The following is a 20,883-nucleotide window of genomic DNA, read 5'->3' on the forward strand; positions in this document are numbered from 1 at the left end:
TAAAAAGAAAAAGGAGTGTCATGATGGCGATTACGAACCCTTATGCGGCTTATAAAACCAACTCAGTCAACACGGCTTCGCCAGGCGAATTGACCTTAATGCTATATAATGGATGCCTTAAATTCATCCACCAGGCCAAAATGGATATTGAAAAAAGAAATATTACCGGCAAAAATACAAACCTGTTAAAAGCACAAAATATAGTAAACGAGCTTATGGTGACTTTGAATATGGAATTGGAAATCTCCCAAAGCCTTATGCAGCTTTACGACTATCTGAAAAGACGGCTGGTAGAAGCGAACCTCAAAAATGATACCGAAATCCTTGATGAAGTAGAGGGGTTTGTCACAGAGTTCCGAGATACATGGAAGCAGGTCATCCAGGAGAACCGCCAAAGTACGTACACAGAAAGCGGCCGGGTCTGATGGGGGCTGTCGCTCTTTGTTATGACGCAACAGAAAAGCTTTTTCTGGTGTGCCAGCAATCCTTTGAGGGATCAGAAAGAAACAGCGTTATAAAAGAAATTGAAGCTTTGCTGTCCGAAAGAGATTCTTTGCTTCAAAACATTAAGCCTCCTTTTTCCAGTGAGGAGCTGGCAATGGGAAAGCAAATCAATGAATGGAATCAAACCATTGATAAACGCCTAAAAAATCTGTTTTCTCGGGTAAAGGCTGATATTCAGCAGACAAAGAAAAAGAAGACTAATATGGTTAAGTATTCGAATCCATATGAAGGCCATCAGCTGGACGGGGTTTTCTACGATAAGCGGAATTAGTCATAAGAAAAGGAGGAACCAATTGGTTCCTCCTATTTTAATAGCTCCAGTGCCTCGCGTGTCCCTTGGTTGACATTGGAAACCAGCAGCTGGTCGGCATTTTTCCGGATGTTCAGGCTTACAAAGTCCAGCATTTTTTCTGCTATATTCGCATCCTTCAGCATGGAATAGGATGTTGTGATATTCGCTTCATAAAGTGATGCATTTCTTAAGTGATGCTCTACTGTTTCATAATCGGAGCCTACCTTCGTCAGATAGCCTGTTACCTTTGTAATGGCGCCGTCCAATTTTGTGATAAGATCTTCAGCATTTTCCCGCAAAATCATCGAGGTACCATCCAGCCCTAGCTCTGAAGTCCTCACGTTTACGAGATCTACTTTAATCTGCTGTCCGGAATTGGATCCGACCATTATTACGAGTGGTGCATTCTCGCCCAGAATTTTTTTCGTGTTGAATTCCAGCTTTTCCGCCGTGTCATTGATCCCTTGAAGCAATTCATTATACTCTGTCTGCGCTGCTTCTCTATCTGCAAATGTCAGAGTATCATTAGAGGCTGTGACTGTCAGCTCCCTTGCCCTCTGCAGAAGAGAGTTTACATGGTTGAGTCCTTCATTCTCTGCCTGCAGGACGGAAAGGCCATCCTGCATATTCCTCTGTGCCTGTGAAAGCCCTCTTATCTGCGCTCTCATTGTTTCCGAGATGGCAAGGCCGGTCGGATTGTCGCTCGCCTTTTTGATTTCCATACCGGATGCAAGCTTTTCAATCGTTTTATCCATCTTTGTGTTGTTTTTCTGGTAACGGGTTACCGAAAAAGACACCATTGCCTGGTTTTGAATTTTCATCTAATCCCCCCTTTATGTAAAAATAACTACTCTCTTAATATCGGATAAATTTAACATTTCTTCAGTGTGTTATTAAGAACGTCTATATAATGCCGATATAAAATAGGGGTTTGCTTATATGGACTATAATCAAGTGATTGAAATATATAAAAATAATCAGCTGCAGACAGCGCCAGCGAAAGAGCTGGTCAGATTCCTGCTTGAGGCCGGCATTGCTTATATCCAAAAGGCATCGGCAGACATCAAGAGCGGGAATATTGCAGAAAGGAATGACAGCCTGAAAAAAGCCCAGCTGATCGTCTCGGAGCTGAGTCTGTGCGTGAATGGCGAAGCGGAAGGCGGAAGCGAGACTGCTGCAGTATTGAATTTTATATACAGGCAGCTGATTATGGCAAACATTGATGCAGAGCTGCAGCCTTTACAGGAAGCAGAAGAGTATTTAAGAGAAATATTGAGAGTATGGCAGGAGTCACTGGACCGCATTAGATAAAACAGCAAGAACAGCAGAGAGGTTAGGTGTTTAAGATGATCATTAACGGCGGCAATCTGTCTCTTAACCTGAACAACCGCATCAAGAAGAACCAGAGCAAGCTGGAAAAAACAATGGAAAAGCTGGCTTCCGGACAAAGGATCAGGACCGCGGCAAATGACGCTGCCGGCCTTGCAATCAGCCAGAAGCTCCACGCTCTTGCCCGCGGGAGCGGGCAGGCGATCCGCAATGTTCAGGATGCCGGCTCCATGGTACAGGTCGCAGATGGAGCCATGCAGGAGATGACGAAGATCATCCACCGCATCAGGGAACTCACCGTTCAATCCATGAATGGAACGAATACATCCGTTGAACAAGGCAATTATGTGCCGATGAACCAGGCGGACACATTGATTATACAGAATGAAATTGATGAATTGAAAAAAGAATTGAATCATGTGGTGCATGATACAGAGTTTAATACTATCAAGCTCCTGACAAATGAAAAGCCGGGTGAATATGTGTATGAAAACAGGTCGGCTATGAAGACAATCACTCTGATGTCGAAAGATCAATGGCCTGCAGTTGATATTAATACGAGCAGGGTATTAGGTAATTCGCTTGGCCCTGTATCAGTATCAAACAATTACAATCGGACCGATGAATTTAATTCCATTCCAGTCACTACTCCTCCCGAATCTTACATTGGGACAACAGTAAGGGACTACAATCCCCAATGGTCAAGTGACGGGCAGACGGTGGTATTTACTTCAAGCAGGGATAATGGGCAGTACACTGTCAGTGCAATGGGAGGGACAGATCCTGTTTCAGGAGGGTTGGAGTCGGCTCTCCCTCAGCAAACCACTTCTAAAGATGGATTGATGAGGCTGCAATATGATGGAACTTATTTGAACCTGGAAAGACGAAGCAGTACAGGAACAAGCTATTGGTCACATGTCAGTTCCTTTTCCGATGGCAGCTCTGACTTCAGTTTTTCCCCCATAGTAGATGCTTCAGGAAATACTTCCTTTGCCTACGCAGATAGCCTCGGAAACATTAAGCGGGTTGATGTTAACACAAGGGGGGCTGTCTCCAATTACGGGGTCAATCTAATTACAACCGGAGATACGCTGAATATCCCGCCGCAGAATAATACAATTACAATGCCGGATAGTCCGGATTTATATCGGATGAATACGAACACTGCTTCCTTGAAGGTATATAAAGTGACAGACAGCACCTCAAGGGAACTCACTTACTGGGACGGGCAGGGAGATCCTCCGGCAGGCGGGTATTATCAAGTTACCGGCAGCAGCATTACCTTTTATGGAGATGCAATTATTGGGAATGAAGCAGGAGATGATGCACAGGACCATTACTCATTTTCCTATGTTTCAGATTCAAGCCCTAATAATATCCATGCAGTATCCCTTCCCTATGGATCGGAAGTGTATAATATGCACGGCGAAAGCGGGCCCCGGTCATTGGATATTAAAGTCGGCGGTGTGTCTGTTGACCGTTCCCAGCTGCTGTCAGCGCGGCCGGCTGACGTTGAGGGAACGACCGGTGTATATGTAGATGCCGCTTCAGGCAAGGTTGAATTTTATGGGGATTTGCGTCCTGCGTACAATCAGTCTGTCAGCATTGAGCATTTCAGTGACTCTGACGGCCGGAATCAAATCTACTCGCGATCCATTACAAACAGCGCTGACACTTATAATCTGGAAAACAGCGATTTGTCTGCAGAACGATCTCTGCGTGTCTATGTAGGCGGCAATGAAGTGAAATACGATGCAAGCAAAACGAACGGCTACACCTATGATTCATCCACCGGAAAAATCAGCATTTATGGAGATTCAAGGCCGGATGTGCCTTCGGGCCAAGAGGTTAAAGTGCAGTACATTTATGACACATCGAACACATCGAAGGACGTTTATGGCATCCCGCTCAGTTACAGATACCCGGAACTTTATAATCTCGAAACAGGAAGTTCTCCAAGCTCTATAAAAGTCCTGCGGAATGGATCAGAGGCTATTGAGTATTCCGCCGAAAACGGCTATCAATACAATAAGGCTACGAATACGATTGAGCTTTATGGTACAAGCCGCCCTAATATAGGTGATATGTATTCTGTCTATATGGTGGCGGCCTCCGGAGGCCCTTCCTATCAGGATGAAAAAGTAGAGGTGAAGCTATCCTATCCCCCGGAAACCTATGGGGCGGATCCGGCTTCCGTTTCGTCAGCCTTTAAAGTAATGGTCGATGGAACTGAGGTGGAGTATGATGCAGCGAAGACAAATGGCTATTTTTATAATAAACAGACAAATAACATCGAACTATATGGAGATTCAAGGCCGGCTGCCGGCTTGAGTACAGACGTAGATGTTTATTATGTATATGAAAGCGCAGCTGTGCCGAAAGAGAATGGAAGCTATGATTTCAGGCTGAGCACTGATACGCAGAGCTACGGGATTGAAGGGAATTCAGGGCCAAAGGCAATACGAGTCTATCATAATGGAAGTGAAGTGCCCTACGATGAGAATGATGGATACACCTATGATCCAGATACCGGGATGCTGTCACTGCACGGAGAGTACCGCCCTGACAAGGAAGACATCGATGGGGCATATAAGGTATATTCCATCACATCAAGTGATTTGAAAACAACGGTGCCGCAAAATTCTTATATCTATAAAGTGATACTTAATGGAGAAGAAATCAGCGAGACTTCGGAGCCGGATGGGGACGGATACTTTCACAGCGGCAATCAAATTGAGATTATCGGTTCTGCCCGTCCGGATGTTACGAATACAATGGGCTATGTAAATATGAAAGTAGAGTACTTCGATGCACTGGATATTGGGCTGAATGCCAGCGCACCCAATGACTTTTTCAATGCCTACTGCGAGCATGAAGCTGGAAGCGGGCTGCTTGGGGCAGAGATCGATCCGGAAAATCTCGCCGTTTACCTGGACGGCCAGGCGCTGTCTGCTGACCAATTCAGCCTGGAGAGCAGCCGGGTTGTTTTAAAGGCTGATATGATCACTTTAGGGACTGGCAGCCATAGCCTGAAGGTGGATTACCGGGTGAGGCATCCGGAGGAATACAGCCCAAACAGCTTTACTTTCCAGGTCGGGGCGAATGCGGGAGATACCTATAATGTGAAAATTGAGTCCTTTGATAACATGCTTAAGGATACGAACATCATTTGTGTCAGGACTTACGAAGATGCCGAAAAAGGACTTCAGCTTATCGATAAATCTCTGAACTTTATTTTAAAAGAGCTCGGCAATGCTGGGGCTGTTGAAAACAGGCTAGAGTATATATCAGCCAATCTGTCCTCCGTCGAGGAAAATACTCTATCAGCATTGAGCAGAATCCAGGATGCCGATATGGCGAAGGAAGCAATGAATCTGGTCCGTTATCAGATTCTTGCACAGTCACAGCAGGCGATGGCTGCTCAAATCAATAAATCAGGCGAAGAGGTTTTGGCGTTATTAAAATAATAGAAACCGCAGGTGAAAGAGTATGCGCATCAATACGAATGCAGCAGCAAATCAGATTCTTGGCAGAATGAAAGAAAAAAGCCCGGTAATCAGTAATCAGATGAACCGCTTAGCCAGCGGATTGAGGATTAATGGTGCCTCAGATGATGCTGCCGGTCTCGCCATTTCTGAAAAAATGAGGGCACAGATCCGCGGACTTGATCAGTCCTCCAGGAATATCCAGGATGGCATCTCTCTGATCCAGACAGCGGAAGGTGCCTTAAATGAAGTTCATTCCCTTCTTCAAAGAGGAAGGGAGCTTTCCGTCCAGGCGGCGAATGATACAAATACGCCGGAGGACAAAGAGCAGCTTCAGCTTGAAGTGGAGAACATTATTGATGAAATTAATGGTATTTCAGAGCGTACAGAGTTCAATACCATTAAGGTGCTAAGAGGCAAGGGCATAGCAGCACCGCCGCCGTCTGGAGGAGGAGGAGGTACTTCTACCCCGGCAGGTGATGCCTTTTATGCTGACGCAGCAGAGATGAGCGCCGCGCTGAATGATTATATGCTGAACACACCTGTGCAGATGATTTCCAATTTTTACGGAATATCGGCCAGACCGGGAACAGAGCTCGACATCATTTATGAATACGATGCGCCTGGCGGGACGGTTGCCTATGTTTCTTCTATGGTCAATACAGCTACAGGGGCAGCATCCGGCTTCCAGCTGGTGCTTGATAAAGCGGATTTCTTTAATGAGGACGGCCTCTGGATTTCAAAGGACCGCATAGTAGCCCACGAGATGGTCCATGCGGTTATGGGCGCCTCCGGGATGAATATGCTTGATTCAGCCATGCCCAAGTGGTTCAAGGAAGGCGCGGCAGAGTATTTGCCTGGTGCTGATGAGCGCCTGGAGACCAGTGTCGCAATTCTTGGCAGCTCTCAGAGGGTTGTGGATTATATTACTGGGCCTTATAGTTCATCTGACTTCTATTCAGCGTCATATGCTGCAGTGAAATATCTGGATGAGCAGCTGCAGACAAAATCAGGAGGCACACAGAGCATTAAAGATTTAATGATGATCCTTGCGGACGGCAATTTGAAATCAGTTGACACTGCCTTAAAGGAACTGAAGGATGGCAGCGGTACGAGCTTGTATAGCGGCGGCCTCACAGCTTTTATGAACGATTTTAAAGCAAATGGGGCAAGTTACATTGATACGCTGCTCAGCAGAGGGGATACTGATGGAGTCGGAAGCATCACGGGCAGTGCAGATGATCTTTCCGTTGTTTCGGATGCCTCCAATCCGGTGCCGGTTAATTTTGATTTCTCTCTTAACTGGTCTTCGAGCACAGGCTATACACCATCAGCAGACCCGATGATTTCCATATGGGCGAATTCATTCGAGGATACGGGAATTTTGAAGCTGCAGATTGGCGCAAATGCCGGTCAGACCATGGATTTGAATCTGGGCCTTGTTGACAGCACCTCTCTCGGCATATACAGCGCAGCCCTGGTCCAGAATGCTGATGCAGCCATCTCTCTTTTTGACAGTGCCATCACTGCTGTTTCTGGTGAGCGGTCACGTCTTGGAGCCTATCAAAACAGGCTGGAAAGCGCCTTGAAGGTGACGGAAAATACCCTTGAAAACACACAGTCGGCAGAGTCAAGGATAAGAGATGTGGATATGGCAAAGGAGATGGCGGCACTGACAAAAGAAAACATACTCGCCCAGGCTGCCCAATCGATGCTCGCCCAGGCCAACCAGCAGCCGCAGGCCATTCTTCAGCTTTTAAAATAACTTTTTCCTAACGACAATCTTTCGACAAATATTCTCAAAATATCTCAACGTTTTTGCAGGACTTTTCTGGGGTACAGTAGAATTATATTTACATAGTCTTAATAATAATTTAAGACTAGGCTTTTTCAGGAAGCGGCGCTTCAAAGGCCGCAGCAGCCTGAGATAAGCTTTACTGTATAATGAAAAGGAGGAGTTCATCTATGAATTATAACATTCGTGGTGAAAACATTGAGGTAACTCCAGCGATTAGAGAATACGTAGAGAAGAAGATTGCGAAACTGGAAAAATATTTTACTGAAACTCCTGATGCAAATGTACATGTAAACTTAAAAACGTATAATAATAACCGCTCCAAAGTGGAAGTGACCATTCCGATGCAGAACCTGGTGCTCCGTGCTGAGGAGGATCATGAAGATATGTATGCGGCCATCGATTTGATCGTGGATAAGCTGGAAAGGCAGATCCGCAAGCATAAGACGAAGGTGAACCGCAAATTCCGCGAGAAGGGCAGCCCGACGCTGATGTTTGCTTCTTTTGATGAGCCGGAGGCACCGGTCCTGGAAGAAGAGGATAATGAGCTGGAAGTTGTCCGCCAAAAGAGCTTTGACCTGAAGCCGATGGATAATGAAGAGGCCATCCTGCAGATGAATCTTCTCGGCCACAGCTTCTATGTATTCACAAACGCGGAAACGAACCGCACCAATGTTGTCTATAAGCGTAAAGATGGCCGCTATGGCCTGATTGAAGCTCAATAATGATAAAGAGACCCTGCCCGTCATTCGGGCAGGGTCTTGCTTTTACCGGCTTAAGGATCTGCTGGGGATGGATTAACTTGGACAAGCTATACCCACGGCGGGTTCTTGATCTCCAGCATTGATGCTGCCTGGTACCCGGTCTCTATGATGCTGATAAACGCCGCGAACATCATCAGCTGCTTGATCTCACTAAAGCAGCTCCTCCGTTAACTGCGGACAATCGTAATTTCATCTAAGTCGGCACTTTTAACGCCTTCGTTAAAGACCATCCGCGTTTTGAAACGGTACGACCGCTTTTTCGCGGAAGGCAGGAGTGCTTCTGGCAGGGTGAAGTGGAACGGCATATGGTTGCACTCATCCGATTCAATTCTTTTTGAAGTCAGAATGGTGCTGGAGTCTATGACCTGCTCTCCCATTTCATCAGTCATCACAAGGTCGCATTCGATACGTTTGATCTGCTGTTCGATTGTGCCTCCCTCGATGTTGAAATAGCCGCAAATGCTCTCGCCTGGATGGTAGCTCAGCTTTGGCAATATAAGGTCAATCCTCGCCGATCCGACACCTATCAATGACATATACTTTCGTAAAAGCAACATAAATCTCTCCTAATAGTTTTTTTGTGTTTTATTATTTTGTTAGTCCTTGGTTGTCCTGTTGAAACTTCATTTTGGAAACTTCTATTTTTACATTCCCTGCTCCTTCTGGCATTCCAGCCACAAAGCTCTTTTCTTTTCATATGCACGCCCGCAGCCAATTACTACACTTGTCTGCCAAAAAAGGCGCATGTCCCGCAACGGAAAAAGGCCTTTGCCGATGCTGGGATCATCCAGCGGGCAAAGGCCTTTTTAGAGTATAAATAAAGACCTTTGCCGTTCAGGCAAAGGTCTGGCTAACAGAATCAGGTCTGCCAGCAAAGCCGAGAGCGTATGCTCTGTAATGACGACTATGCTGTAAAAGCTACTCCCCTTTGTGGGAGACGTGCTATGAATTTATAGATTTATTGTACAAAATATGATGAGAAAAATCAATGATTTTTATTAACCCATTCTTGTGATGACCTTATAATGGCTTTTTGTAAGCTTAGCATGTGCAAACAGTGTCAGGACAGGAAGGATGTATTGCTGTCCGGTAACGAAATAAAGTAAATGGATAGGCAAACCAGTTATAGAGCGTTATAATTAGAAAATAATAATAATTAGGGCAGCCCTCCAGGCATTATGCCGGGAGGGCTGCTGGATGCCTGTTCAACGGGCAGGCCGGAAAGGATGAAAAGGTGAATCAGTCATGAAGCATGCAGACATATTCTTAGCCTTTTTCAGGGTAGGAATCCTGGGCTATGGCGGGGGCCCGTCCTCTATTCCGCTCGTCCATAAAGAAGTTGTGGAAAAATATAAATGGATGGATTCAGATGAGTTCGGCGATGTGCTTGCGCTCGGCAACGCGCTCCCGGGACCGATTGCCACGAAAATGGCCGGCTATATCGGCTACCGGGTTGCAGGGGTCTGGGGGATGCTGAATGCCATCATCGCGACAATCGTGCCGACGATCATCCTGATGGTGCTTCTCCTGACCGTGCTGAATTCCTACAAAGATCAGCCTTGGGTGCAGGGGATGTCAATGGCCGTAGTGCCTGTCGTTGCTGTGATGCTCGGCACTTTGACCTGGGATTTTGTGAAAAAATCAGTCAAATCGAACCTCGGCTGGGGCTGGACGCTGCTTTTTGTGGCCGGAAGCCTGGTTGTATTGGAGGTCCTGAACGTTCATCCCGCAATCATTATTATCGGTTTATTGCTCGGGGCGCTCCTTAAAAAGGATAGGGCTGGCAAAAATGCGGAAAAGGAGAAAAGCTCAGCATGATTTATGTCCAGATATTTTTAGCGTTTTTCATCCCCGGAATCCTGGGCTATGGCGGCGGCCCGGCTTCCATCCCGCTGGTTGAGAATGAAGTGGTCGACCGCTATGACTGGCTCAGCACAAGTGAGTTCAGTGAGATGCTTGCATTAGGGAACACACTTCCCGGCCCGATTGCCACCAAGATGGCCGGCTATATCGGCTATGACCAGGCTGGTGTTTTGGGTGCCGCGGTCGGCGTTTTTGCCACTGTCGCCCCTTCGCTGATCCTGATGATCGGCCTTCTCGGACTGCTGATGAAATACAAGGAATCGCCGCGCGTCAAGCGGATGACGGTTGTTATCAGACCGGTCATTGCCGTCCTTCTTGGGGTCATGACGTATGACTTCCTGTTTTCCTCTTACGAAGGTGCCGGCCTATGGCAGACTCTCTTCATCGGGCTTGTCAGCTTCGTGCTTATGGAAAAGTTCAAGGTGCATCCTGCATATGTTATTGCCGGGTCGCTTGTTTATGGCGGAATATTTTTGGGATAAGAGAGAAAAAAAGAACCGAGTCCAAATGGATTCGGTTCTTTCTATTTTGAGCCTGTTATCATCCGGTCAGTTAACTTTAAACTTCCCAAGCTCCCGTTTCATTTCTTCTGTCAGCCCTTCAAGTTCCATGACTTTTTCGCCGACCTGCTCGAATGAGCGCAGCTGGGCGTCAGTGGTTGCAGAAATTTCTTCTGTTCCGGCCGCGGTTTCTTCGGTGACGGCGGAGACATTTTCAATGGCTGCGATGACCTGCTGGCTCATGCTGGCTGACTTTTCCGTACCTTCGGTGAGGGTGGTCAGCTGGTCATAAATTCCGGCAACATGGCCGGCGATGGTGAAGAAGCTGTCTTCTGTTTCTTTAATGGACCCCAGCTGTTCGTCGGTCAGCCTGCTGCCCAGCTCTGTTGCATTCAGGATGGTAGAAACGCCCTGTTTAATGCTTGACACCATGCTGGTGATCAGAACAGTGGCTTTTGAGCTGTCGTCTGCCAGCTTCCGGACTTCTTCAGCAACGACGGCAAAGCCTTTGCCTGCCTCGCCGGCGCGGGCAGCTTCAATAGCTGCATTGAGTGCAAGCAGATTTGTCTGCTCTGCGATTTCCCTGACCGTATTGGCCGCGTTCTCGATTTTGCCTGTATACTCGGCAAATTCCTGGACGGATGTTTTGATTCCTTCTGATGAGCTGGATAGCTGCCCTGCAAAGGCTGCCTGCTTTTCGAGCGACTTGCGGCCGTCATCGATGGAAGTCAATGCCTCCATGCTTGCCTGTAGCGATGCCTGGCTTTCCTGCTGTACCAGTACGAAGTTGTCTCCCATACTCCTCATCAGTTCGGCAGTTGACTGAATATCCTCGGAAATTGCCTGGCTGCCCTTGGCGAGCTCTTCGGTTGAAACGGCAACCTGGCTGCTGCTTTCCGACACGCTTTCCATATATCCTGACACTTCTTTGGAAAAAACAGATACTTGTTTGCCGACGCCTTCAATAGATTCAACGGTTGATTTTACATTAATGATCATGTCGGCGAAGGCTGAACGCAGAAGGTCTATTTCGTATTTGCTCGCTGGCTTGGCTTTTTTAATCTCAATCGTTAAATCTCCCCTGGCGACCTGACCTGCCTGCTGGACGATTTCATTAAGCGGCCCTGTGATCTTTCTTGCTGCGATCCATGCAAAACCGCCTGAGAGGATGATCAGCAGGATGCTGGCAATCAGGGAGGAGATGACAATAAAGCGGATCTGATTTTCCATTTGTGATGTTTTTGCTTCATACCATTCTTCAGCCTGCTTATCCAGCAGATAGAAGTCATTCATGATGCCTGCGATGCGGATGGACTGCCTCTTGATTTCAGGCTGGTTCCCGCCTGCGAGGGCATCGCCCGCTTCTTTTGTTAAAGTGTTGAATTTATTCTCAGCCTTGGCAAAGGTGGCCTTCTGGTCAGCCTCGCTAATCTCAGATTTCAGCTGCTTCATGAGTTTGCCGATGCTCTCCAGCATGCTGGAGGCTTCCTGTTTATTCGCATCGGTCCCGGTTGCAGCAGCGTTGGCCATTGACTGCCGGGCACTGACAAAGTCACCGTTCAGATTTTCTATCTGAAGGAGGATTTCTACGTCTTTCTTCGTAGAGTTCTGGAGGTCCAGAATCTCGGTGATCATATAGCCGATTATAATAGTCGATAAGATAAGAGGAATGATGGCTATCATCATTAATCGATTGCGCAGTCTCATGCTTTTGCCTCCTTTATTGTTTAGTTGAATTTACAGTGATGTCGCCGGCGATGATTTCATCCTTGGCTGCTGTAAGGGCTTGTTTCTGCTCTTCCGTGAATGGGAAGGCCCGCAGCTCTGCAAGACCGACGCCGTTTTCAGCCAGGCCGAGTACAAAGGAATGCTGCTCGATTTTCCCTTTTTCCTTCAGAAGCTTGGCCATATCATAAACAGCAACATCAATATTTTTCAGCATGCTTGTAATAATGGCTTTTTCAGCGACAAAGAACTGGTCTGAATCGACACCGGCTGCGTGAACCATCATTTCCTGGGCCTTCTGTAGGGCGCCATATCCGGTAAACCCTGCTGCCGGGTAGATGAAATCAGCTCCTTTGGCAATCTGGGCTTCAGCAATCTTGCCTCCGAGTTCAGCATCGCTGAATGTGCCGGCATATTCTGTCAGAATCTTGATATCAGGCTTTACGTGCCTGGCACCCTCGATGAAGCCCTGCTCAAAATGGTGGATGACTTCTGCATCTTCACCACCGATGAATCCCAGTGTGTTTGATTTGCTGGCCATGGCCGCTGCCATCCCGACCAGGAAGCTGCCTTCATGCTCCTTAAATGTAATGGAAGCAATATTAGGCAATTCTGAAACGGCATCAATCAATAGAAACTGCTGCTTAGGATATTTTTTTGCTGTTTTTTCAAGCGCTTCTTGTGAAGAAAAACCGAGGGCGATGACAAGGTCATTTTTATCCTCTACAAGCTCTGTCAGTTTTTCCTCTAAATCTCCGTCTGGTGCCTCTTTATAATCAAACAGGATGCCAAGTTCATCGCGGGCCCTTTCAAGGCCGCGGAAGGCCGAGTCATTAAAGGAGTCGTCCCCCAATCCTGTCGTCGACATTAAAACGCCAATTTTATATTGCTTTTCCTGCTTCTCCTCTGCTGCATCGCCTGGCAATGAGCATCCGGCCAGCAATAGAATGCCCAGCAGAAGCAGGCTTAGTTTTTTCATCAATTCTATTCACCTCTATTAAAAATTTCTCACGAGAAGTATATCGACAAATTTGGACATTTATTTAGATGGAAGATGAAGGAGAAAACGTTTAGGGAAGCGAAAGAATATAAAAAGAGATTATGAGGAGGAATACTAAATGACTTTTTCAATTATCGGCTATGATCCGAAGGAAAAGGAATGGGGGATTGCGGTTCAGTCCAAATTTTTAGGTGTTGGTGCAGTCGTGCCATTTGCCAAGGCTGGCGTTGGTGCGGTGGCAACCCAGTCTTATGCGAACACAGCTTACGGCCCCCAGGCTCTTGAATTAATGGCGCAGGGGAAGACTGCCCAGGAGGCACTTGACCTTATTACAGCCGAAGACCCTGAAAAGGAACTGCGCCAGGTCGGAATCGTTGATTTCGAGGGAAATGGGGCTACTTTTACCGGGAGCGGCTGCTATGACTGGGCCGGCGGGACTGCAGGCACATATTTCGCAGCGCAGGGCAATATTTTAGTAGATGAAAATACAGTAAAGGCCATGGCTGATACTTTTTCCAGCAGTGAAGGCACTCTGGCCGAACGGCTGCTTGCCTCCCTTAATGCCGGCCAGGAAGCAGGCGGGGACAGCCGCGGCCAGCAGTCAGCAGCTCTATTGGTGGTAAAAGAAAAAGGGGGGTATGGCGGCTTTAATGACCGCTATATCGATCTGCGTGTCGATGACCATCCTGACCCGATCACTGAATTAATCCGAATCTATCATCTGCAGCAGCTTTATTTTGCACCAAGCAGAGAGGGCAGGGTGGCTGACATTGAAGGAGATGTGGAGGCAGAATTGGGCATCCAGCTCGTGAGACTTGGCTATCTTGAGAAAAAGGCATCTGGCGGGGAGTTATACAAAGCGCTGAAAACCTATATCCATACAGAAAACTTCGAAGAGCGCGAGCAGGATGAGGGGAAATTAGATCTGGATATACTGGAATATATGAAGAAACAAGAATAGCAGCTGCCGTTTGGCGGCTGTTTTTTATAAGTGGTTTCAATTTTCCAGGGATTATGCTAAAAAGAAGATAGAATGAATGTGCGGAAGGAGAGAGAGATGTTGAGCGGAAGAATCAACCGGAATGATCCTTGTCCCTGCGGCAGCGGGAAAAAATATAAAAAATGCTGCGGCAGCAAGGATGTAATTGTGATATCGGACAGGATGGAAGGAGAAATCATTGCTCTCCAGGGAGAAGCGATTGAATTTGCCAAGCATGTATACGGAGAACCGCTTCAGGAGTCTTTCGAATTAGAGGATCTTCCATACTTTGATAAGGAAGAGCGGGACTTTTATGAATTTGTCCATATGTTCTGGTTCACAGCTTTTGGGGAGCTCGATTCCGGGGAGAGGATCATGGATTTATTTATAGAAGAGATGCTCCCTGTATTGAAGAATTCCTACCTGAAGGATATCCTGCAGAAATGGGACAAGCCGTTTGCCTTTGCAGGTATTATTAAGGAAAGAAATGAAAGCAAGCTTCTGGTTGAGGATGCAATGAGCGGACAATCTTTTACAGTCACCATCCTTGAACCTTACAGGGATATAGAGACTGGCCGTTTTGCATTCGGCATGCTGCTTCCTTATCTGGATCATCATGTATTTTTCCCGGCGCCATTTGAACTTGGCGGGGAAAACTCCGACGCATACAGGGATTTTCTTTTAAGGGAATATAAAGCCACCCGGATGGATGATCCGCAGGAATTTTTGCAGGAGTTCTTCCTTGAGATGATGGAGGAGGTGCCAAGGACAGCTGTTTCGTTTGAGTGGCCGAACGAAGGAGCGGCGGAGGTTGCTGATTTGTTTGCCAGAGATATGGAGCAGGAAGGCGAGGAAAGCTGGGTCATTGATATGGGGGTCACCCTCTGGATGAAATATATCGAGAAGACCGGCAAAAAGCCAAAGAAGGCCGGGATTTATGTGGCGGGCCTCCGCTATCTTGTCGGCACTCTGGCAAATCCGTCGGGCCCTGCGTATACTCAAAAACAGCTGGGAACCCTCTATGGCGTGTCTGCAGCCAGCATATCGCATGCTTATGGTGAAATCTATCATGCGATCGAGGACGTGCTGGAGGAAATCTTTCAATGTGAGCTCCAGGAGCCGGCTTCCCTGATGGAGTCTGAGCGGATGATGGGTCTTATCGGGGAGCAGGAGTTCGAGAACGAACAGGATTTGGATAGCTTCCTTCAGGGGCTCATGAATAAACCGCTGCCGAAAAAAGCTTCGGCCACCAAGAAGGGTAAAGCCCAGGATATCATGTATGAAGCATTCGGAGCATCCGGTGCTAAAAGATATAAGCTTGCCGAGAAAGCGCTTGAGCTGAATCCGCTCAATAGTGATGCCTATAATATCCTTGCTGAAAAGGAAGATCTTCCGGAAGCGGCTAAGCTGTTTAAAAAGGGGATGGAGGCTGGACAGAAGGATCTCGGGGACGGCTTTTTCAAGGAAAATAAAGGCCACTTTTGGGGCTTGGTTGAAACGCGGCCATTTATGAGGGCTAAAGCCAATTATGCACAGGCGCTGCATGCGCTTGGCAATCTGCCGGAAGCGATTGGGCATTATGAAGAGCTTCTTGAGCTAAATCCGAATGATAATCAGGGTGTCAGGTTTGTGGTGTTCCAGGCTTACTGTGAAAGCAGGCAATACAAGAAAGCCAGAAAGCTATTAGAAGCTTATCCGGAAGAAATGGCTGCAGGCCTCTTCAATCAGGTCCTGCTCGAACTGCTGGAAAAAGGCTTCACAAGCAAAGCGGCTGCGCTGCTGAAGAAAGCGAAGAAACATAATCCTCATGCTTCAGATTATCTTTCAGGGAAAAAGAAAATGCCGCGTACAATTCCGGACTATTACAGCTGGGGTGACAAGAATGAGGCTATCACCTATGCGGATGGACATCTTCATTTATGGCAGGGAATTCCCGGGATTCAGACATGGCTGCAAAATAACTAAAAAGGGTGCGACATATTGAATACATTTTTCGGATGGCTGTTTAAAAAGAATTACCGCAATCTGAGCGACCTGGTCTCCCTGGGCGTGCTCCTGCTGCTGGTCAGGATCATTGACTTCGGCCCGGTGCGGGAAAATATCTATCTGCTGATTCCGGTATTGGTGGTGCTTTTTGTCCTGGTGCGGGTGCTGGAAACCATTACAGCTAAATTCCTCGGCGACCAGAATAAGAAGCTGGAATATAGCACGTTCGCTTTTTCTGTGCTGGGGATAGTGGTTGTTACGTCTTTGTTGAGGTTTTGATTGGTGGGCCGGTACTCCTTGGTTGGGGGTGCCGGTTTTTATGCTATGAGTTCTGTGGTGTAGATTTTGCAAAAAATGTAAGAAGGAAAAATTATAGCTCTTTTTGGGGAGAGTCAACGGGATTTTGGGTAGAATCATAGAGAAACTAGGGTGAAAAAAATCACTTTTGGGTAGAAAACTTACCAAACCGGGGATAATCCGCGGCGGTGCGGCTAAATTTGCGGTGAAATTTCACCCAAAAACATCATCATAAGCATGCCCATTGGCTATGCAACTCACTAGCAGTCAAAATATATAATGTCTGAGAGGCCTTTGCAAGCAAATTACCATTAATTAAATTCATCCATACCTCTAAACCCATCCTCTCGCCCAACCAGAACCGCATCATACTTCGTGCACTTTCTCACAATTGTTGTCACTCTATAGAGGAAGTGGTAGAATTAAGGAGGAAACCTGCGATATTTTGCAGGAGGAGATAGCTGCTGTAATAGCGAAAGGTACAGGAGCGGCAGTTGCCATAGAGGCTGCTGTTTATTTTTCATAAAAAGCTCTGAGGCCAATTGACGAGCCCATATCCAATATAAAGGAGCGTTTTTGATGCTTGGGATTTTAAACAAAGTGTTCGATCAAAATAAACGCGATTTGAAGAAACTGTCAAAGAAGGCGGAGCAGATTGATGCCCTGGCTTCCACTATAGATAAACTGACTGATGACCAGCTGCGCGACAAGACGGCTGAGTTTAAGATGCGCCTGGAAAAAGGCGAGACGCTTGATGACATTCTTGTCGAAGCATTTGCTGTTGTCCGTGAGGCAGCAAAGCGTGTGCTCGGCCTTTATCCTTATCCGGTCCAGCTGATGGGGGGCGTGTCCCTTCACGAGGGGAATATTTCCGAGATGAAAACCGGTGAAGGTAAAACGCTGACGGCGACCATGCCTGTTTACCTGAACGCACTGGCAGGAAAAGGCGTCCATGTTGTGACGGTCAATGAATACCTGGCCAGCCGTGATGCGACAGAGATGGGCCGTCTTTATGAATTTTTGGGCCTCACTGTCGGACTGAACCTGAACGGACTTTCAAAAGAAGAAAAGCAGGCTGCCTATGCGGCTGATATCACTTACGGTACGAATAATGAGCTTGGCTTTGACTATCTGCGCGACAATATGGTCCTTTATAAAGAGCAGAAGGTCCAGCGCCCGCTGTATTATGCTGTAATCGATGAAGTCGACAGCATCCTGATCGATGAGGCGCGTACACCGCTCATCATTTCCGGGTCTGCGCAGAAGTCTGCCCAGCTTTACATCCAGGCTAATGCTTTTGTCCGCAACCTGAAAAAAGAAGACGACTACACATATGATGAAAAAACCAAGGGAGTCCAGCTGACAGAGGACGGGATGACGAAGGCAGAGAAGGCTTTCGGCATCGAGAATCTGTTCGACATTTCCCATGTGGCGATCAACCACCATATCACTCAGGCGTTGAAGGCGCATGCGAGCATGCATCTTGATGTCGATTATGTCGTTCAGGACGGCGAGATCGTCATTGTTGACCAATTCACAGGCCGTCTGATGAAGGGACGCCGCTACAGCGACGGTCTGCACCAGGCGATCGAAGCGAAGGAAGGCCTGGAAATCCAGAACGAAAGCATGACGCTTGCGACGATTACTTTCCAGAACTATTTCCGTATGTACGAAAAGCTGGCCGGTATGACGGGGACAGCGAAGACAGAGGAAGAGGAATTCCGCAATATATACAATATGTATGTAACGGTCATCCCGACGAACAGGCCGATTGCCCGTGACGACCGTGCCGATCTCATTTATGCGAGCATGGACGGCAAGTTCCGCGCGGTGGTCGAGGATATCGCCGAGCGCAACCAGAAGGGCCAGCCGGTGCTCGTTGGTACGGTGGCCATCGAGACGTCTGAGATCATTTCTAAATATCTGACGAAAAAAGGGATCCGCCACGATGTCCTGAATGCGAAAAACCATGAGCGCGAAGCAGAAATCATTGCCCACGCCGGTGAAAAAGGCTCTGTTACCATCGCCACCAATATGGCGGGGCGCGGTACTGACATCAAGCTTGGGGAAGGCGTGAAGGAAGTCGGCGGACTTGCGGTCATCGGTACGGAAAGGCACGAAAGCCGCCGGATTGATAACCAGCTCCGCGGACGTTCCGGACGTCAGGGAGATCCAGGTGTGACGCAGTTCTATCTTTCCATGGAAGATGAATTGATGCGCCGCTTCGGATCTGACAATATGAAATCAATGATGGAGCGCCTTGGCATGGATGACAGCCAGCCGATCCAGAGCAAGATGGTATCAAGAGCGGTTGAATCTGCGCAGAAACGCGTTGAGGGCAATAACTTTGATGCCCGTAAGCAGCTTCTGTCATATGATGATGTATTGCGCCAGCAGCGTGAAATCCTTTATGCACAGCGCAATGAGGTGCTTGAGTCTGAAAACCTCCGCGAAATTGCCGAGAAGATGATCCAGGCTGCCCTGCAGCGCAATGTCGAGGCTTTTGCCCCTGCTGTTGAGGATGAAGAGAACTGGAATCTGGATGGCCTGCTTGACTATGTGAACGGCAACCTTCTCAATGAAGGCGACCTCACTGTCAATGACCTGCGCGGCAAGGATACAGAGGAAATCTTTGAAACCATCTATGCGAAGGTAAAAGAGCGCTATGATGAAAAAGAAGAAATTCTTGCTGAAGACCAGATGCGCGAGTTCGAAAAAGTTGTTGTGCTCCGTGCGGTTGATTCTAAGTGGATCGACCATATCGATGCAATGGACCAGCTTCGCCAGGGCATCCATCTTCGCGCCTACGGCCAGATCGACCCGCTGCGCGAATACCAGCATGAAGGCTTTGCGATGTTCGAGAACATGATTGCCAGCATTGAAGAAGATGTGGCCAAGTACATCATGAAAGCGGAAATCCGCAACAACCTTCAGCGTGAAGAAGTGGCCAAGGGCCAGGCAGTCAACCCGAAGGAAAACGAAGGCGGAAAAGTGAAGAAAAAACCGGCCGTTAAGCAAATGGATATCGGCCGCAACGACAGCTGCATCTGCGGAAGCGGCAAAAAGTACAAAAACTGCTGCGGCAAAGAAGCTTAAGCATAAGAACAGAAGAGGGCCGGTAAAGCTCGATCAGCTTTGCCTGCTCTCTTTTTCCTGATACACTGTAAAAAAACTATTTAGAGGTGACTGGAATGGAATTAGCAGACATTCGCAATGAGTTAGAGAGAACAGCTAAGGTATTAGCGGACTTTAGGGGGTCTCTTTGACTTAGAAAACAAAGAGGCGCGCATCGCCGAGCTTGATGAAGAAATGCTGCACCCGAATTTCTGGGATGACCAGAAAGCGGCGCAGGTTGTTATCAGCGAGTCGAATGCCCTGAAGGATCAGGTCCATGAATTCCATGACCTGTATGAAACATTTGAAAACCTGGAGCTCACTTATGAGCTTGTGAAGGAAGAAAGCGATGAGGATCTGCAGAATGAGCTTGCCGAAGAGCTGACCGAGCTGAGCAAGCGCCTTGCACAGTTTGAGCTGCAGCTTTTGCTTAGCGAGGAATATGATAAAAATAATGCCATCCTTGAACTTCACCCGGGTGCCGGCGGAACAGAATCCCAGGACTGGGGCTCTATGCTGCTGCGCATGTACACACGCTGGGCAGAGAAAAAAGGCTTCAAGGTTGAAACGCTTGATTATCTGCCAGGTGATGAGGCCGGTATTAAAAGTGTCACACTTGCGATTAAAGGGCATAATGCCTACGGCTATCTGAAGGCTGAAAAAGGCGTCCACCGCCTAGTCCGGATTTCGCCATTCGATTCTTCAGGCCGCCGCCATACCTCTTTCGTTTCATGTGAGGTTATGCCGGAGTTCAATGATGAAATCGAAATCGATATCCGTACAGAAGATCTGAAAATCGATACGTACCGGGCAAGCGGAGCCGGCGGACAGCATATCAATACAACTGACTCAGCTGTACGGATCACCCACTTGCCGACAAATGTCGTTGTAACCTGCCAAACCGAGCGTTCTCAGATCAAAAACCGTGAACGCGCCATGAAAATGCTCCAGGCCAAGCTCTATCAGAAGAAAATTGAAGAGCAGGAGCAGGAGCTGCTGGAAATCCGCGGCGAGCAGAAGGAAATCGGCTGGGGAAGCCAGATCCGCTCCTATGTGTTCCATCCGTACAGCATGGTCAAGGACCACCGCACAAGCACGGAATCAGGAAACGTCCAGGGCGTAATGGACGGCGATCTCGATCCATTCATCAATGCTTATCTGCGTTCAAGACTAAGCCTATAATATTGAAGGAAAAGCCTTTGCCGGAAATGGCAAAGGCTTTTTTTTTGTGGATGTTGTGTGAGGCCAGT

17 protein-coding genes are annotated in these 20,883 nt (G+C 47.6%); 13 read left to right on the top strand and 4 right to left on the bottom strand.

What is annotated here, in order from left to right:
• Nucleotides 1-23 precede the first annotated feature (23 nt).
• Together fliS (ABU165_RS07415) and fliT are read left to right on the top strand one after the other, a co-directional pair.
• Nucleotides 24-425 carry a flagellar export chaperone FliS gene (fliS, locus tag ABU165_RS07415; protein WP_318059996.1) on the top strand — a complete coding sequence of 134 codons (402 nt, stop codon included), beginning with the start codon at nt 24-26 and terminating at the stop codon, nt 423-425.
• Entirely contained in the window at nt 425-775 is a 351-nt protein-coding gene (fliT, locus tag ABU165_RS25180) for a flagellar protein FliT (RefSeq protein ID WP_483299087.1), read from the top strand. The genes fliS (ABU165_RS07415) and fliT overlap by 1 nt, the downstream gene beginning before the upstream one ends.
• 32 nt (nt 776-807) lie before the next feature.
• Here fliT and ABU165_RS07425 read toward each other — a convergent pair whose 3' ends face one another.
• Nucleotides 808-1,617, bottom strand: coding sequence for a flagellin (locus ABU165_RS07425; protein ID WP_318059954.1), 810 nt, complete (start codon nt 1,615-1,617; stop codon nt 808-810).
• Between the two features lie 118 nt (nt 1,618-1,735).
• Here ABU165_RS07425 and fliS (ABU165_RS07430) point away from each other — a divergent pair, with 118 nt between their 5' ends.
• From fliS (ABU165_RS07430) to hpf, 4 genes are all read left to right on the top strand, one after another.
• Nucleotides 1,736-2,107 carry a flagellar export chaperone FliS gene (fliS, locus tag ABU165_RS07430; RefSeq protein WP_318059955.1) on the top strand — a complete coding sequence of 124 codons (372 nt, stop codon included), beginning with the start codon at nt 1,736-1,738 and terminating at the stop codon, nt 2,105-2,107.
• Nucleotides 2,108-2,142: 35 nt separating this feature from the next.
• A complete protein-coding gene (locus ABU165_RS07435) occupies nt 2,143-5,592 on the top strand; it encodes a flagellin (protein ID WP_318059997.1) in 3,450 nt (1,149 codons plus the stop codon).
• A 22-nt stretch (nt 5,593-5,614) separates the two neighbouring features.
• Entirely contained in the window at nt 5,615-7,375 is a 1,761-nt protein-coding gene (locus tag ABU165_RS07440) for a flagellinolysin (RefSeq protein WP_318059956.1), read from the top strand.
• A gap of 200 nt (nt 7,376-7,575) precedes the next feature.
• Complete coding sequence (gene hpf / locus ABU165_RS07445) at nt 7,576-8,130, top strand: ribosome hibernation-promoting factor, HPF/YfiA family (RefSeq protein WP_094768487.1); 555 nt, start codon at nt 7,576-7,578, stop codon at nt 8,128-8,130.
• Nucleotides 8,131-8,336: 206 nt separating this feature from the next.
• On the opposite strand, the gene ABU165_RS07450 is transcribed toward hpf, so the two are convergent.
• Nucleotides 8,337-8,726, bottom strand: coding sequence for a sporulation protein (locus tag ABU165_RS07450; RefSeq protein ID WP_318059957.1), 390 nt, complete (start codon nt 8,724-8,726; stop codon nt 8,337-8,339).
• 688 nt (nt 8,727-9,414) lie between these two features.
• Here ABU165_RS07450 and ABU165_RS07455 point away from each other — a divergent pair.
• The gene (locus tag ABU165_RS07455) at nt 9,415-9,987 is read left to right on the top strand and encodes a chromate transporter (protein WP_257992419.1); all 573 of its coding nucleotides are present in this window, start codon (nt 9,415-9,417) and stop codon (nt 9,985-9,987) included.
• Nucleotides 9,984-10,514, top strand: a complete 531-nt coding sequence (locus ABU165_RS07460; protein ID WP_257992418.1) for a chromate transporter — start codon at nt 9,984-9,986, stop codon at nt 10,512-10,514. The genes ABU165_RS07455 and ABU165_RS07460 overlap by 4 nt, the downstream gene beginning before the upstream one ends.
• Nucleotides 10,515-10,580: 66 nt before the next feature.
• Here the strand turns inward: ABU165_RS07460 and ABU165_RS07465 are convergent, their stop codons facing one another.
• Nucleotides 10,581-12,239 carry a methyl-accepting chemotaxis protein gene (locus ABU165_RS07465; RefSeq protein WP_318059958.1) on the bottom strand — a complete coding sequence of 553 codons (1,659 nt, stop codon included), beginning with the start codon at nt 12,237-12,239 and terminating at the stop codon, nt 10,581-10,583.
• 13 nt (nt 12,240-12,252) lie between these two features.
• The gene (locus ABU165_RS07470; protein WP_170939498.1) at nt 12,253-13,236 is read right to left on the bottom strand and encodes a BMP family lipoprotein; all 984 of its coding nucleotides are present in this window, start codon (nt 13,234-13,236) and stop codon (nt 12,253-12,255) included.
• A 139-nt stretch (nt 13,237-13,375) separates the two neighbouring features.
• Between ABU165_RS07470 and ABU165_RS07475 the strand changes: the two genes are divergently transcribed.
• The 5 genes from ABU165_RS07475 (at nt 13,376) to prfB (ending at nt 20,815) form a co-directional block, all read left to right on the top strand.
• Nucleotides 13,376-14,218 carry a DUF1028 domain-containing protein gene (locus ABU165_RS07475; RefSeq protein WP_094768491.1) on the top strand — a complete coding sequence of 281 codons (843 nt, stop codon included), beginning with the start codon at nt 13,376-13,378 and terminating at the stop codon, nt 14,216-14,218.
• A 99-nt stretch (nt 14,219-14,317) separates the two neighbouring features.
• Nucleotides 14,318-16,201 (top strand): SEC-C metal-binding domain-containing protein, encoded by a 1,884-nt coding sequence (locus ABU165_RS07480; protein WP_353762641.1) that lies wholly within the window; start codon nt 14,318-14,320, stop codon nt 16,199-16,201.
• A 15-nt stretch (nt 16,202-16,216) separates the two neighbouring features.
• Entirely contained in the window at nt 16,217-16,501 is a 285-nt protein-coding gene (locus ABU165_RS07485) for a hypothetical protein (RefSeq protein WP_318059960.1), read from the top strand.
• Between the two features lie 597 nt (nt 16,502-17,098).
• Nucleotides 17,099-19,615 carry a preprotein translocase subunit SecA gene (secA, locus tag ABU165_RS07490; protein WP_224949631.1) on the top strand — a complete coding sequence of 839 codons (2,517 nt, stop codon included), beginning with the start codon at nt 17,099-17,101 and terminating at the stop codon, nt 19,613-19,615.
• 95 nt (nt 19,616-19,710) lie between these two features.
• Nucleotides 19,711-20,815, top strand: a protein-coding gene (gene prfB, locus ABU165_RS07495) for a peptide chain release factor 2 (RefSeq protein ID WP_141195031.1) whose coding sequence is annotated in 2 segments (ribosomal slippage) — nt 19,711-19,782 and nt 19,784-20,815 — 1,104 coding nt in all. Because the reading frame shifts where the segments join, the coding sequence is not laid out codon by codon here.
• The last annotated feature ends 68 nt before the right edge of the window (nt 20,816-20,883 follow it).

It is taken from the genome of Cytobacillus sp. T106, assembly GCF_040492155.1.
GTDB lineage: Bacteria > Bacillota > Bacilli > Bacillales > Cytobacillaceae > Bacillus_AB > Bacillus_AB infantis.